The organism is Pectinatus cerevisiiphilus (assembly GCF_004341685.1).
Classification (GTDB): domain Bacteria; phylum Bacillota; class Negativicutes; order Selenomonadales; family Selenomonadaceae; genus Pectinatus; species Pectinatus cerevisiiphilus.
Map to the genome: position 1 here is coordinate 1 of NZ_SMAA01000022.1, position 14,665 is coordinate 14,665.

A 14,665-nucleotide genomic window follows, 5' to 3' on the forward strand; every position below is an offset into this window, starting at 1 on the left:
ACTGTATAATCAATCCTTTGTCTTTTACGACTGATCATACTACAAAATAAGACAAAAAGCAATCGTGTGACTCAATTACTTGCGTAAATTCGCCATACCCGCCTTCATCCCCCACCTAAGAAGTAGCGGACTTCTTGCGGGTTAGGTTAAAAAATTTGATTGACAAATTGAATAAATAAAGCTAATATTAACATGAAAATAAAATATAGTTGGAAACAGGTGTCAGAAATGACTTAATAGGGAATTCGGTATGAAGCCGGAGCGGTCCCGCCACTGTAAAGAAGAGTTTTTCAAACTGTGCCACTGAAGCAAATGCTTTGGGAAGGCTTGAAAAAACAATGATTCTGAGCCAGGAGAACTGCCTGTTTTAACATCACCGTTAGTATCAGTGTTCGTCTACTGATGCTTATACCTGCGAGAGATAGGAAGGGAGATTTGATACTGTGGATAGGAATCACATGGTAATTTTCTCCGGCTTTGTTATTTGGGCCGGTTTTTTATTTTCCAGAGGAATTTTATTGAAACAGATATTTAATCTGCCTGCTTTTCGCAGGCAGGTTTTTTTTGTTTTGCAATAAGAGGAGGTTTACAATGAAAGATGATGCAAAAAATCAAGATAAAACAAGTTCCAGTAATCTTGATCTTCAGGCTATTTTGAACAAAGCAGATCAGCAAACAGATTTCCCTAAAGTTCCCCTCGATGAATTTGTGCCGCCTACATATGCGGAATGGAAGGAAGCATGCATTGCACTGCTCAAGGGGGCACCGTTTGACAAAAAAATGTATACGAAGACATATGAAGGCATAACCTTTGAACCAATGTATACAAGAGTGATGACGGAAGATATTTTGCCTAAAAAATCATTTCCTGGTATGGATGATTTTATGCGTGGCGCGAGGGTTAATGGTTATATCAAAAGTCCTTGGGGAATTGCCCAAGCTTGTGATGAAACCATACCGCAGGAAAATAATGAGCTGTTAAAACATGAAGTAGACAGAGGCTCAACTATCTATAATATAAAACTTGATAGAGCTACTTTACAAAATAAAGATGCACAGTATGCGGCTAAGGTAGGAGAAGGCGGTTGTAGTGTAAGTACGCTGGAAGATATGCACCAGCTGCTTAATGGGCTAGATTTAGATAAATACAATCTTTACATTTATACAGGTGCCTCTGCACTTCCTATTCTTTCCATGGTTGTTGCAGCCTTGCGGGCATCTGGGCATCCCGTAAAAAATGTGCGGGGAATAATAGGGGCAGACCCTATTGGCGAATTAATAAGCAATGGTAAAAATTATGCGTCACTTGAAGCATTGTATGACGAAATGTATGAATGTGCAATATGGGCAAAGAAGAATGCACCGAAGCTCAGAACAATAATGGTACGTAGTGATGCATTCAGCCGTGGCGGAGCCAACGATGTGCAGGAAATAGCATACACTGTTTCTATGGCTGTTTCTTATTTGCGTGCTTTATTGGAACGCGGTATGACAATAGACGAAGCAGCCACTCAGATAAGCTTTACTTTTTCTATGGGTGCAAATTTCTTTATGCAAATAGCAAAACTGCGTGCTGTTCGGCCTATTTGGGCTAGAATAGTAAAAGCGTTTGGGGGCAATGCAGAATCGCAAAAGATGTATATCCATGCCCGTCCTGCATTATTTTTTAAGACGGTTTATGATCCGTATGTAAATATGCTTAGAAATACCACAGAAATATTCTCCGGTGTAGTAGGTGGGGTTGATTCCTACGAAAATGCGCCTTTTGATGAACCTATCAGAAAAGGGGACGAATTCTCCCGCCGTATCGCGCGTAATGTACAGATTATTTTGCAAGAAGAATTTGGTTTGTTACAGCCTATTGATCCTGCCGGTGGTTCTTGGGCAGTGGAAAGTCTTACCAAGGAAATAAAGGAAAAGATATGGGCAGAGTTTCAGTTAATAGAAGCTAAAGGTGGATTGATGGCTGCACTGCGGGAAGAATATCCGCAAAAGCAAATAGATGAAATTTTGCAGGCAAGATTTAAAAATGCAGAATTTAGAAAAGATCGTATTGTTGGGAATAATATGTATCCGAACACGACAGAAAAACTTATTGATAAACGTGCTGAAGACGTGGATGCTTTAAAGAAACAACGTATGAATGATATAGGGGATTATTTGTCGGATATTGATGAAATATTTAAGCAGGAATGTTTGGAAACTTTTCGTACGAGTAGTAAAGAAAAATTCGTAGATAATGCTATTGAAGCTGTTAAAGCGGGCAATTCGCTTGCTGAGCTGCGTAAAGTTTTATGCCAACAGGAAGGTGCTGTAAGTGCAAGTGAAGGTATCGCACCTATATTACCACACCGTTGGAGTGAAAGATATGAAGCATTGCGCAACATCACTGAAAATTATAAGAAAAATACAGGGAAAAATGTCAGGATATTTCTTGCCAACATGGGACCAATACCACAGCATAAGGCCAGAGCTGAATTTTCTACCAGCTTTTTGCAGGTAGGCGATTTTGATGTTATGCCTAATGATGGGTTTAAATCTATTGATGAAGCAGTCGCAGCAGCGAAAGAATCAAATGCTGATGCAGTTGTTATATGTTCTACAGATAAAACTTATCCGGAAATAGTACCGGAGCTTGCGCCTAAACTAAAACAGGTATTGCCTGCTGCAACGGTGTTTTTAGCCGGTGCAGCACCTAAGGATCTTGAAGGAACTTATCGAGAAGCCGGGGTTGATGATTTTATCTCAGTTAGGGCTAATTGCTACAAAATTTTGCAGTCGTTGCAAAAAAAGAAAGGGATGATTGACTAATGGTGTTTAAAAATCCTGATTTCAGTAAAATCAGCCTTGGTGATGCACCTGCCCATTCAAAAGAAGAATGGATAAAAAAATTGGAAAAAGAAATAGGTGCAAATTATGATGATCTTACAGGCAAAACGATGGAACATATTCCTGTTAAGCCAATTTATAATTTTGATGAATATGAACATATGAATCATCTTGATTTTGCCAGTGGTATTCCGCCATGTCTGCGTGGGCCGTATTCTACTATGTATGTATTTCGCCCATGGACAGTTCGCCAATATGCAGGTTTTTCTACAGCAGAAGAATCGAATGCTTTTTATCGCCGTAACCTGGCAGCAGGGCAGAAAGGGTTGTCAATAGCTTTTGACCTGCCGACGCATCGTGGTTATGATTCAGATAATCCACGTGTTTTAGGTGATGTAGGTAAAGCAGGTGTTGCCATTGATTCTATTCTAGACATGCGGATATTATTTAGCGGTATACCACTTGACCAGATGTCCGTATCAATGACAATGAATGGTGCGGTACTGCCGATAATGGCGTTCTATATTTTATCAGGAGAAGAACAAGGCGTAGATAAAAGCGTTATGGCAGGCACCATCCAAAATGATATTTTGAAGGAATTCATGGTTCGTAATACGTATATATATCCACCGGAAATGTCGATGCGTATTATCGGTGATATTTTTGAATATACGACAAAATACATGCCTAAATTTAATAGTATTTCTATTTCCGGTTATCATATGCAGGAAGCCGGAGCTACAGCTGATATTGAACTCGGCTATACACTGGCTGATGGACTTGAATATATACGTACAGGTATGAAAGCAGGTTTGCCAATAGATGCTTTTGCGAAACGTTTATCATTTTTCTGGGCAATAGGTAAAAATTATTTTATGGAAGTAGCAAAGATGCGTGCAGCGCGTGTCCTTTGGGCTAAAATAGTTAAATCTTTTGGTGCAGAAAATAACAAATCTATGGCACTGCGTACCCATTGCCAGACGTCAGGCTGGTCATTGACAGCGCAAGATCCGTTCAATAATATTGCCCGCACCTGTATGGAAGCCATGGGGGCAGCTTTGGGGCATACCCAATCGTTGCATACAAATGCCCTCGATGAAGCTATAGCCTTGCCGACAGATTTTTCTGCACGGATTGCCCGTAATACACAGCTTTATATCCAAGATGAAACGCGTGTATGTAAGATAATTGATCCATGGGGTGGTTCTTACTATGTAGAAGCACTGACAAATGAAATAATCAGACGTGCATGGGCACATATTCAGGAAGTAGAAGCATTAGGCGGCATGACTAAGGCTATCTCCACAGGCTTGCCGAAAATGCGTATTGAAGAAGCTGCTGCCCGCCGTCAGGCACAAATAGATTCACGTAATGAAACAATAGTTGGTCTTAATAAATATCGTCTGGAAAAAGAAGATCCTTTGCAGATTTTAGCCATAGATAATACAGTAGTGCGCAATTCACAGATAGAACGGTTGAAAAAATTGCGTGCGGAAAGAAATGCCGATGAAGTCCGCAGCTGCCTTGAAGCACTTACTAAAGCAGCAGAATCACGTGACAACGGCAATTTGCTGGAACTTGCTGTAAATGCAGCCAGAGCCCATGCATCTCTGGGTGAAATATCGGATGCGGTAGAAAAAGTGTCGGGTCGTTTCAATGCCGTTATCCACACAATATCAGGAGTGTACTCATCTGAATTTACCGACAAAACAGAGCTGGAAAAAGCTCGTGATATGGCCGATAAATTTGAAAAATTGACAGGGCGCCGGCCACGTATTTTTGTTGCCAAAATGGGACAGGATGGACATGATAGAGGACAAAAAGTTATAGCCTCATCATTTGCTGATATGGGCTGGGATGTCGATGTAGGGCCTTTATTCCAGACACCAGCAGAAACTGCGCAGGATGCGGTTGACAATGATGTGCATATGGTAGGGTTCAGTTCTTTGGCTGCTGGACATAAAACGCTTTTACCACAGTTGGTTGAAGAATTGAAAAAGCTTGGACGTGAAGATATTATGGTGGCTATTGGTGGTGTAATACCAGTACAGGATTATGATTTTCTTTACAAACATGGTGCAGTTGCTATATTTGCACCAGGTACCAATATTCCTGAAGCAGGTATAAAGCTGCTTACACTTTTAATTAAAGAGGCTAAAGCGGAACTGGCCGGGGTATAAATTATGGCTGAATATAAAAGTTTCAAACCCGATTGGGCACCGGGAAAAAAGAATAAAGCCTTTGCCTGTAGTGTGATGGGTGGTATAGAAGGAATCACAGATACAACAGTAGGTAATATAAATCCGCAATTGGTGAACGGTAATAAAAAACCAAAGCGGAAAATGTTTTTATCCGTTGATGAATATATAAATGGCGTAGCAGAAGGCAACCGTATGGTTTTATCGCGTGCCATTACACTCATTGAAAGCAATAATCCGGATCATTTTGCTAAAGCGCAGCAAGTGCTGCAACAATTGCTGCCGCGCACAGGAAAAGCACTGCGTGTCGGTATAACAGGAGTTCCGGGTGCAGGAAAGAGTACGATAATAGAAGCCCTAGGCAATATGCTCTGTGATATGGGACATAAAGTTGCTGTGCTGACTGTCGATCCAACAAGTTCTGTGACAAAAGGGTCCATCCTTGGCGATAAAACACGGATGGGAACATTGTCAAGAAACCAGAACGCTTTTATCAGACCATCGCCTGCCGGTGGGACATTAGGTGGCGTAGCACGAAAAAGTCGTGAAACAATGCTTATGTGTGAGGCTGCCGGGTATGACATAATAATTATTGAAACAGTTGGTGTAGGCCAATCGGAAACAACTGTGCGGTCAATGGTAGATTTCTTTATGTTAGTTGTTTTGACTGGCGCCGGAGATGAATTGCAAGGCATAAAAAAAGGCATAATGGAATTAGCTGATGCAATAGTTATTAATAAAGCTGATGGTGATAATTTATTAAAAGCCAAAGTGTCGCGCGGTGAATATGAACGGATGATAGAATATATCCGCCCAGCTACGGATGGATGGCAGACACATGCTTATCTTTGTTCTGCTATAAAAAAGACAGGATTAAAAGAACTGTGGAAAGTAATAGAAATTTTTGTCAAGATGACAAAAGATAAGGGCTCCTTTCAGAAACGCCGGGAAAATCAATTGCTGGATTGGGTGCATAGTATGATTGATGAACATTTGCACAATTTATTCTTTGATGATCCTGTAATTACTGGTCGTATGCCGGAGGTTCGGCAGGCAGTGCTGACTGGTAAAATATCACCTACGCAGGCTGTTGCGGAACTGATAAATTTATTTGATGTTGAGCGTGCTGCTAAAAGACATGTTGGTCTTTTTACACCACATGGTGATAAATCTTAACGTATTACCTGATTGGCGTCAGGAGGTAGAAGATTGTATACTAAAAATATTTATTTCGCGGGTGGTAATTTTTATGAACTTCAGGAACTTTTCTCTCGGGTAAGAGGAGTTGTTGCTACAAAAGCTGGGTATATAAATTCATGCACAGCTAATCCTCAGCATAAGGATGTGTTGGCAGGTGGTACTGGTGCAGCAATAGGGATAAAGATATCCTATAATCCAAAGCGAATAGATCTTTCTACACTGCTGGATATTTTATGTACTGTTATCGATCCTTATACCCCGAATAAACAAAAAAAATACGCAGGGAATATGTACCGCAACGGTGTGTATTATGATGAACAAGAGGATGAAGCAATAGTCCAATTCTATATGCATTTTATAAAAAGTAAGCGTCAAAAGTCATCATCCATGATGTCGGACACTGGGATGCTTGGTAGAAAATGCTATATGGAGGCACTGCCTCTTAAGAATTTTTATCCCGCAGAAGAAGTACATCAGTATTATCTGCGGAAAAATCCTGCGACTGAAACAGTTATAAATTTTATGCGCCTTAGAGAATTGGAAATAATTACCGCAAGTTAAAGACAGCTAAATATTGTAAAAACCGCCATGCTGGAATATTAGAAAATATCGGCATGGCGGTTTTTTATATCTGTCGCAGTTTAAATATTTTTCATTATTATTATGGACAATATCTTTGATATTTTTGTAAATAAACAAATGATTTAATAGTATTAATACCTAAAATGGCTGAGAAGTTTAAAACGATAAAAGAAGTTGGTCCTTATAATTTTCCGCATGGCAGGAAATATTTTAGCACACGGCTCATAGAATAAATCTGCTATAATAAAAGAAATACAAGTCGATAAATAGATAGAGGAGAGATGAGTTTAATGAAATATTTGGTTGATACGGCCAATATCGAAATGATTGAAAAATGTACAGATTTATTACCGATCGCCGGGGTTACAAGTAATCCCAGCATCATTAAAAAAGAAGGCAAAATAGATTTTTTTGCCCATTTTAAAAAGATACGCCAGATAATCGGCAAGGATAGAACACTGCATATGCAAATTCTGGCTGAATGTAGTGACGGTATCTTGAAAGAAGCGCATACGATACTGGATAAAGTAGATAAAAATGTATTTATAAAAGTACCTACAACACCAGAAGGTTTAAAAGCGATGCGGTTGCTAAAAAAAGAAGGAGTCGGTGTAACCGCTACTGCTATTTACACAAAGACACAGGGACTGATGGCAATGGAAGCAGGAGCGGACTATATAGCACCTTATTTTAATCGTATGGAAAATCTGGATATTGACGCGGCTGATACAATCGCCACTTTTTCTGATATGATAGCTGCTTATGGATATTCAACACAAATTTTGGCAGCGAGCTTTAAAAATATTGCACAGGTCAATACAGCTTTTAGATGTGGAGCACAGACCGCTACAGTAGGTCCGGATATTTTGCTGGCTGCATTTGCTGTTCCGTCAATAAAGAAAGCAGTTGATGATTTTGCTGCTGATTGGCAAAAAGTATTTGGTGATGTTTCTATTTGTGATTTATAAAAGAATGAATGTAAAAACGGAAGCCAATAGGACTTCCGTTTTTTTTGATTAGATACCTAAATCATAACACGAGGTCACTATGGATTTTTATCTATTCAAATTCATTTTATAATTAACCATGCTATACTATAGAAAAGTGAATAGTAACAGTAACACACAGCCGCAACCGAAAGGTGAGCGGCTTTTATGATATAATAATATCATCTTAATTAATAGGTGGTTTTTATGAAAAAGTATTTAATAGGTATTTTGATTGGATTAATTACTTCAAGTTTAGGGATTTTTGTATATCAAAATTTTATAATACAAATACTAACTTATGCCGATTTAGAAATAATTACAAAATTATTAACAGGAGTAGCACCGTTTATTGCTGCTTTTGGTGCTTACTATATGTGGCAAACAAATAGAGACTATAAAAATGATCATTATGAGAAAATCATTGATAAACGGTTAAACGCTTATGAAAAATTATGCACCTTTATTGGAGAGCTTGATGTAGAAAAACGAATGCTGATTCATGGTAAGGATACTAAACTTGATGATGGGAAACCATATTTACAATGTTTTGATACTAACGAAGAATTACATATTTCATTAAAAACATGTTTAAGTTTAAATAAATATCGATACTGGTTTTCCAATACAGTAAAAATGCATTTAGATAATATTAATAAAATAATTGCAGAATGTTGCACTGATTTAAACGCACCTACTGGTTCAGCATTTAGAAGTAAATATATTGATAAGGATAGTAATTCTTTAGATTCTATATCCGTTGGATGCAGTTGTTTTGAAAATATGCATAAAGAGATACACTTAATAAATATTGTGATATCTAACGATTATAAAAGAATAGATGATGTCAAACTATTTTTGGATAATGTAAGCTCCAAACCTGAAAATGATAGAAGTGAATAACATATGTTTAAAACCGCTTAGAAACGTCTGAGCGGTTTTTATTGCCCAATTTTAACAGGAGGTGGTTATAGATCAAGCAGAACTAGCTTATGCAGCAGGCATGAAATATAAAGAATATAATAAAGTTTGCAAAAAGAAATAGAAAAAACCATTGATAACTCCGAAAAAGATAAGTGACTAAACAAACCTAAAAGGAGTTGAAAACCAATGGTTCATATTTATTCGAACCTACCTTTAGAAAAAATGCTACTACAACTCATGACCGAAGATAATCCAACGTGCACTATGTGCAAGTGGCTTTGTGAAAAGCTTATGGAAGCTGAAATGAATGCAAAAATCAATGCTACCAAGTCAGAATGGATCGATGGATGTTCCGGTTATCAGCGAATACTGGTCAATAAGTCATTGCTATATTAATTTGGATACACTACGACAGGTTAAGGAAAAAGACAAAAATTGTTTGCTTAATTGTTTCGGGGTTACCTTGGTTTTTGCGAACTAATATTGACATTAGCAATAAACTGCTGAATAATTTATCGAGTAATCATAACATAAGGGGAAAACATTATTCGTTTTATCTTTTTTTTATTTAGTTAATGTTTATTCCCCTATTGCAGTTGTAATTTTATTGTAATCCCACACCCATTGATACTCACTCCAGCTCCACATTTCTTTGTGTGTTCCTTTCCATTTAACAATATCTGGGCATTTCCCTTTATCAATAAGGCCAGAATTGTAAAGAACAACAATTTGTAGACCGTTACGAACAGCTTTTTCACATTCAAAATCTATATAACTACGATAATCAGTGGAGTGTCCTCTAACACAATAATGTTTATAACTATTTAAGCTGCCACAATATTGGCAACTACCACTACGAACCGTCTTTGTATTATTACCCACAATAAGGATAAATTTATGTGATTCATCAAGACGAGAACTTAAAGAAGCTTTTATGCTACAATTTAGGCTATTATCCCTTGCCTGTACTAAATCATGAGCATCTTTAAACGACATAGATTTTCGGTAATCAGTATTCCATTTTTGAATGATCTGTACTGCGTTGCTATCACTGTCCCAATCAGCGGCGATATATGTACAAGGTCTTAAGTATGAATTAATCATAGTGTATTAAATACCTTCAAATTATAAAAATTTATTTCATTTATTCTATCGTAAATCACAATAGTAATGGGTGCCTTTAGTTGAATATTACTTGTTTTTAGAGTGCAAAGTATACATCTTAGTAATTCAAATGGAGAGGGCTTTTCGGATACGCCATCAAAGCGAATTATACCGTCTCCCAAAATGGGTAAACAAATAGGCTTCCCTGAATAAATTCGACCTATTTCTTGCCACATTTTTCGCAAAGTGTTTTCATATTTTGTATTGTCAGTATGCGCTTCATTATCACTATTTAGTCTTGCTAAAGCTAATAGAATATAGTCATTATATGTTTTTACACAGCCAAGCGAAGTATCATTATTAGCCTTTGAAATAGCAGTTTTAAATGCTTCAATTTCGCCATTTTGTTTAATCTGCTTGATAAGCTGTCCATGAAGAGATGAGTGTGAAATTATCATGTCATCTTCTGATGTACTGAAATTGTCATCAACGCCAATTACCTTCCATCCCTTTTCTTTAAAAATATCACCTTGACGAATCGTAACATTAATTCTTCTAATTTTCAGAGTGATATTATCTTTTATGTTCCACCATTGCCAAACAACAGCAACTAAATACGAAAATATGAGAGAGGCAATCGTGGACAAAAGAGTTATCCAAAAATTACCTGAAATTTCTGAAAAAGATATTCCAAACACTCCTAATATAGCCGAGACAACACCAAAAATTGCGAATCCAATTGCGACACTATCCTTCCAAAGCCTTTTGCTTTTAAATTGATAAAATGTGTTTTGTTTTTCCATTTACAAACTGTCTCCACCTTTCAAATCCACTGTCTTTCGCTCTGAATAATCCACATTGTTCTTTATACTAAAAATACTATGCATTTAATAATCACTTGCTAAAAACAACTAACTATTTTTAATTATATACCAAATTTTCCCACAGAACAACGAGAAAAATGGCAATTTTTATGGTTTGTGTTCCCTTTAAACTTTGCAAATTGAATATAGAACTTCTGGCCAACTTAGTCCGACGTGACAACCGCCAGAAATGGTGGCCTTTTCCTACTCCAAAACGAAATAAAACGATGGAGGTAATCAGATTATGCAATTTTTTACGAGTTCAGGTAGTACCTCACAGACACTTATTGTGGCTCTTGGCGCGAGACTTGCCGTATGGGGCGTTATCTTTGAGAATGCTTTACGGGGCTGACAATCTGTGCGCGAAATCATGAGGCAGTAAACAGTTCATAGCCGGGGGGGAAAATTCTGATGGGAACAACACTTATACTTATGCTTTCCAGTCTGTTTTAAGGTAGGCTAGTATGAGTTTTCTCACCAACTGAATAAACGAATGGATGAAAGGTTTACTGCTAGAATAAGCATCATGGGCAATTTAAATAATTTTTTTAATAATATTTATAAAGGAGTCCCAAATGGGATTATTTAAATTTTTAGACGTTAAAAGCTGAAAATTTAGGTTCTGGTTCTTCTCTTCCATACGCTGTATCAAAAGTAGCTGTTCACGGTTTGACGAAATCGTTGGCACATGCTCTTGCTCCAGAAATACGTGTTAATCGCGTGGCTCCTGCTGCAGTATTTACCCGCTGGTGGGCAGGAGAAGAAGAAAAAATGAAGAGATTAAGCGGACATCTTCCATTGCAACGAATATCATCCCCTGAAGATATTGCTGATTTGATTTGTGCAATACTTACACAAGATTCTATGACTGGTCAAGTTATTAGTCCGAATAATGGTATGGTTTTTATGTGAATATCAGAATAGTTCATAATATAGCATATGTGAAAACTATCGGCAAATATTTAAATTATCTACTTCGCATGGACTGCCTACAGTAGGTCCGGATATTTTGCTGGCTGCATTTGCTATTCCATCAATAAAGAAAGCAGTTGATGATTTTGCCGCTGATTGGCAAAAAGTATTTGGTGATGTTTCTATTTGTGATTTATAAAAGAATGAATGTAAAAACGGAAGCCAATAGGACTTCCGTTTTTTGGCGTATTTAAAAAATATTGTTTCAATAAAATACCAGTACATAATAAATAAGCACCACCTCTTTAGGCCGCAAGCGGTTAAAAAGATGATGCTTATTTGTTATAGAGAAGTTTATCAAAATTTTTTATCAGACAGGGATAATCCAAGTCTTGTTTTTTGTTTCAGGGTACAATATTTTATCCCAAAGTTGCGTATAGCTGTAATGATAGGGCGCAGGTCATTACCCAGTGGGCTGATACTGTATTCAACATGTAATGGTGAGTGGGAACATACTTCACGGGTGATGAGACCATCATTTTCCATTGAACGAAGATTATCGGTAAGTACTTTGGCACTTATGCCAGGAATGTTTTTCAGTAATACACTGAAACGGCAGGTGCTGTCAAATAGAAGACGCAAAATAAGAAGGCGCCATTTATTGCCAATAAGTTGTACTGTTGTAGTTACCGGACATGATGGTAATTCGTCTTTGCTGATCATTGTCGTATATTACCTCCCAATAGATTGTTTCATGTTTACCAGTATCTCAAGATGCTATAGAAAGTGACTTTGCATACTGAAAAGATATAGAATGTTTTTATTTAAAATAGGTATTTATGTTCATATGGTTTTATTGTATAGCAAGAAACGTGAAGTGAATATGGCTAATATGAGTTAGTAATAAAAAGGTAAGTAATTGTTTTTATAAAAATTGGAATTTATAATGTATATATACGAATATTATTATACCATATATTATAAAGTAATTAGGGCGTAATTTTAATGAATTAATAATAGTGAGGTTAAGAGAATGGCAGAAATGACAGCAGGGCAGGCCTTAGCAAAGGTTCTTATCAGTTGGAATATCGATCATATCTATGGGATAACGGCGGATTCAATAAATAATACAGTAGATGGTTTTTATCAGGAACGGCATGATTTGAAATATATTCAGGTCAGACATGAAGAAGTCGGCGCTTTGGCGGCAGCCGCAGATGCAAAGTTAACAGGAAAAATTGGTGTATGTTTTGGTTCTGCTGGACCGGGAGCTGTTCATTTGCTCAATGGGCTTTATGATGCCCGTCAGGATAGAGTGCCTGTTTTAGCTATAGTGGGACAATCGGCGACAGGGGTTATTAATACTAACTTTTTCCAAGAAATGAATCAGGATCCTATTTTTGCCGATGTGGCAGAGTTTCATAAGCAGATTGTCAGTGCTGAACAAATCCCCCATGTTTTAGATGAAGCAATTCGATCGGCATATGCGTCAAATTCTATATCAGTAGTTATCATTCCAGATGATTTGTCAGGTAAGACGATTGATTTTGTTCCATTTAAGACGAAAAAAATAGATGGTGTGGAACAAGGACAGCAGGATATACCGGTAAAGGAAGAAGACGTTGAACTCGTATGCGAAAGCTTAGATAAGGCTGAACGTGCAGTACTGTGGATAGGACAAGGAACACGTAATGCAGCGGCAGAAGTGACGGCTGTTTCGGAAAAATTTAGTCTGCCTGTCCTTTCAACGGCGCCTGCCGCGGGGATAATGTCGGCAAGACATCCAAATTATATGGGCTGCCGCGGTAGACTTGGGACTAAACCTGCATTTGAAACGAGCCAAATGGCCGATCTGATAATATTTGTGGGCACAAATTATCCATTTGCCAGATTTCTGCCGAAAAATATAAAATTAATACAGATTAATAATGATGTAGCTGACCTTGGTAAGCAATATGATGCTGATATTACAATTTTAGCTGATGCGAAATCATTTCTTGCGGCATTATTAGAAAAAGGAAAAGTAAAACAAGAAACAGCTTTTCTGAAAGCTTCTTGTTTGAATAAGCAAAATTGGGATAAATGGCTCGATAAACTGGCCGATGATGATAGTGACGGGCTGTTAGCTGAAAGCGTTATAAAAGGGATTGGGGCAACAGCTGCGGATGATGCCGTTTTTGCCCTTGATGTCGGCAACAATACAGAATGGGCTATACGGCAGCTGCCCCTAAGTGGTAAACAGAAAATGACGATGTCTTCATGGTATGGGACAATGGGTTATGGTCTGCCAGCAGGTTTAGCGGCCAAATTGAGTTTCCCAGAACGGCAGGTATGGGCTGTTTCCGGAGATGGTGGTTATGCGATGGTAATGCAGGATCTTTTGACTGAAGTAAAGTACAAAATACCAGTTATAAATGTAGTCTTAGAAAATAAGTCTTTGGGGTTTATCCAGCATGAAAAGATAGTTGCGGGACAAGCTTTATATGGGATTGATTTATTGGGTGCTGAATGGGCGGCTATAGCTGAAAACATGGGAGCTATAGGTTTGCGGGCAGCTAATTTACAGGAACTTAAAAATGCTTTTAGAAAAATAGAAGAATTGGCAGCTGCTGGTAATTCTTTACCAATAGTGCTCGATGCTAAAATAAAAAATGTTGATCCGATTGATACACAGTTTGTACCTGTTGATCCGGCTATATATGATGAAAAAACAATTGATGAATATTGCGCAAAATATAAATTAGGGAAAGAAGACCAGCCTGCATTGGCTGTGCTTTTAAAACAGCAGTTATAATAGTGCAGTATAAAATCCGTTACCTTGGTTAAAATTTTTAACCGTATGTAAATTATCACTGCTGCATGTCTTGCCAGCATAAAACAACCACTTACCCAGAGTAAGTGGTTGTTTTTGTTAAGTAACTAAATGTTTTTTTATTAGGTAGGATATAAGGATAAACTAATAATACTGTTATTTTCTGCCTGCATTAATCGAATTTATTGTATACAATAAAAGCTTTTAAGGAATGTGCTTAGTAAAATTTATGTACATATATTACAATTTGATGTA

At 37.5% G+C, this 14,665-nt stretch carries 11 protein-coding genes, 1 pseudogene and 1 riboswitch; of the genes and pseudogenes, 9 read left to right on the plus strand and 3 right to left on the minus strand.

Translation table 11 applies throughout. The features are described from left to right. Positions 1–200: 200 nt before the first annotated feature. Positions 201–380: riboswitch (cobalamin riboswitch) on the plus strand. Positions 381–591: 211 nt separating this feature from the next. From EDC37_RS11125 to EDC37_RS11150, 6 genes are all read left to right on the plus strand, one after another. Next, positions 592–2,811: a methylmalonyl-CoA mutase family protein gene (locus tag EDC37_RS11125; RefSeq protein WP_132551349.1), complete on the plus strand. Its 2,220-nt coding sequence runs from the start codon at positions 592–594 to the stop codon at positions 2,809–2,811. Further along, the gene (gene scpA / locus EDC37_RS11130; RefSeq protein WP_132551351.1) at positions 2,811–5,009 is read left to right on the plus strand and encodes a methylmalonyl-CoA mutase; all 2,199 of its coding nucleotides are present in this window, start codon (positions 2,811–2,813) and stop codon (positions 5,007–5,009) included. Before EDC37_RS11125 ends, scpA begins: the two co-directional genes overlap by 1 nt. Before the next feature lie 3 nt (positions 5,010–5,012). Beyond that, entirely contained in the window at positions 5,013–6,203 is a 1,191-nt protein-coding gene (meaB, locus tag EDC37_RS11135; protein ID WP_132551353.1) for a methylmalonyl Co-A mutase-associated GTPase MeaB, read from the plus strand. A gap of 33 nt (positions 6,204–6,236) precedes the next feature. Next, the gene (gene msrA, locus EDC37_RS11140; RefSeq protein WP_165874514.1) at positions 6,237–6,788 is read left to right on the plus strand and encodes a peptide-methionine (S)-S-oxide reductase MsrA; all 552 of its coding nucleotides are present in this window, start codon (positions 6,237–6,239) and stop codon (positions 6,786–6,788) included. Between the two features lie 311 nt (positions 6,789–7,099). Continuing rightward, positions 7,100–7,777 (plus strand): fructose-6-phosphate aldolase, encoded by a 678-nt coding sequence (locus EDC37_RS11145; protein WP_132551357.1) that lies wholly within the window; start codon positions 7,100–7,102, stop codon positions 7,775–7,777. Positions 7,778–8,002: 225 nt separating this feature from the next. Continuing rightward, positions 8,003–8,698 carry a hypothetical protein gene (locus EDC37_RS11150; RefSeq protein WP_132551359.1) on the plus strand — a complete coding sequence of 232 codons (696 nt, stop codon included), beginning with the start codon at positions 8,003–8,005 and terminating at the stop codon, positions 8,696–8,698. Between the two features lie 600 nt (positions 8,699–9,298). Here the strand turns inward: EDC37_RS11150 and EDC37_RS11155 are convergent. Together EDC37_RS11155 and EDC37_RS11160 are read right to left on the minus strand one after the other, a co-directional pair. Then, a complete protein-coding gene (locus EDC37_RS11155) occupies positions 9,299–9,823 on the minus strand; it encodes a TIR domain-containing protein (RefSeq protein WP_132551361.1) in 525 nt (174 codons plus the stop codon). Beyond that, the gene (locus EDC37_RS11160) at positions 9,820–10,626 is read right to left on the minus strand and encodes a macro domain-containing protein (RefSeq protein ID WP_132551363.1); all 807 of its coding nucleotides are present in this window, start codon (positions 10,624–10,626) and stop codon (positions 9,820–9,822) included. The genes EDC37_RS11155 and EDC37_RS11160 overlap by 4 nt, the downstream gene beginning before the upstream one ends. 304 nt (positions 10,627–10,930) lie before the next feature. On the opposite strand from EDC37_RS11160, the gene EDC37_RS12705 reads away from it, so the two are divergent. Together EDC37_RS12705 and EDC37_RS11170 are read left to right on the plus strand one after the other, a co-directional pair. Next, complete coding sequence (locus tag EDC37_RS12705; RefSeq protein WP_424449998.1) at positions 10,931–11,038, plus strand: Maff2 family mobile element protein; 108 nt, start codon at positions 10,931–10,933, stop codon at positions 11,036–11,038. Positions 11,039–11,322: 284 nt separating this feature from the next. Beyond that, positions 11,323–11,598 (plus strand): annotated as a pseudogene (locus EDC37_RS11170) (SDR family oxidoreductase); the annotation flags it as partial. Between the two features lie 357 nt (positions 11,599–11,955). On the opposite strand, the gene EDC37_RS11180 reads toward EDC37_RS11170, so the two are convergent. Beyond that, positions 11,956–12,321, minus strand: coding sequence for a winged helix-turn-helix transcriptional regulator (locus tag EDC37_RS11180; RefSeq protein WP_132551365.1), 366 nt, complete (start codon positions 12,319–12,321; stop codon positions 11,956–11,958). Positions 12,322–12,631: 310 nt separating this feature from the next. Between EDC37_RS11180 and EDC37_RS11185 the strand changes: the two genes are divergently transcribed. Beyond that, a complete protein-coding gene (locus tag EDC37_RS11185; RefSeq protein ID WP_132551367.1) occupies positions 12,632–14,392 on the plus strand; it encodes a thiamine pyrophosphate-dependent enzyme in 1,761 nt (586 codons plus the stop codon). Positions 14,393–14,665: the final 273 nt, after the last annotated feature.

What these genes read in the sequence shown, in the direction of transcription:
- EDC37_RS12705 (WP_424449998.1), top strand. Translation starts at nt 10,931, where the DNA reads ATGCAATTTTTTACGAGTTCAGGTAGTACCTCACAGACACTTATTGTG.
- scpA (WP_132551351.1), top strand. Translation starts at nt 2,811, where the DNA reads ATGGTGTTTAAAAATCCTGATTTCAGTAAAATCAGCCTTGGTGATGCA.
- EDC37_RS11185 (WP_132551367.1), top strand. Translation starts at nt 12,632, where the DNA reads ATGGCAGAAATGACAGCAGGGCAGGCCTTAGCAAAGGTTCTTATCAGT.
- EDC37_RS11145 (WP_132551357.1), top strand. Translation starts at nt 7,100, where the DNA reads ATGAAATATTTGGTTGATACGGCCAATATCGAAATGATTGAAAAATGT.
- EDC37_RS11180 (WP_132551365.1), bottom strand. Translation starts at nt 12,321, where the DNA reads ATGATCAGCAAAGACGAATTACCATCATGTCCGGTAACTACAACAGTA.
- EDC37_RS11160 (WP_132551363.1), bottom strand. Translation starts at nt 10,626, where the DNA reads ATGGAAAAACAAAACACATTTTATCAATTTAAAAGCAAAAGGCTTTGG.
- EDC37_RS11155 (WP_132551361.1), bottom strand. Translation starts at nt 9,823, where the DNA reads ATGATTAATTCATACTTAAGACCTTGTACATATATCGCCGCTGATTGG.
- EDC37_RS11125 (WP_132551349.1), top strand. Translation starts at nt 592, where the DNA reads ATGAAAGATGATGCAAAAAATCAAGATAAAACAAGTTCCAGTAATCTT.
- EDC37_RS11150 (WP_132551359.1), top strand. Translation starts at nt 8,003, where the DNA reads ATGAAAAAGTATTTAATAGGTATTTTGATTGGATTAATTACTTCAAGT.
- meaB (WP_132551353.1), top strand. Translation starts at nt 5,013, where the DNA reads ATGGCTGAATATAAAAGTTTCAAACCCGATTGGGCACCGGGAAAAAAG.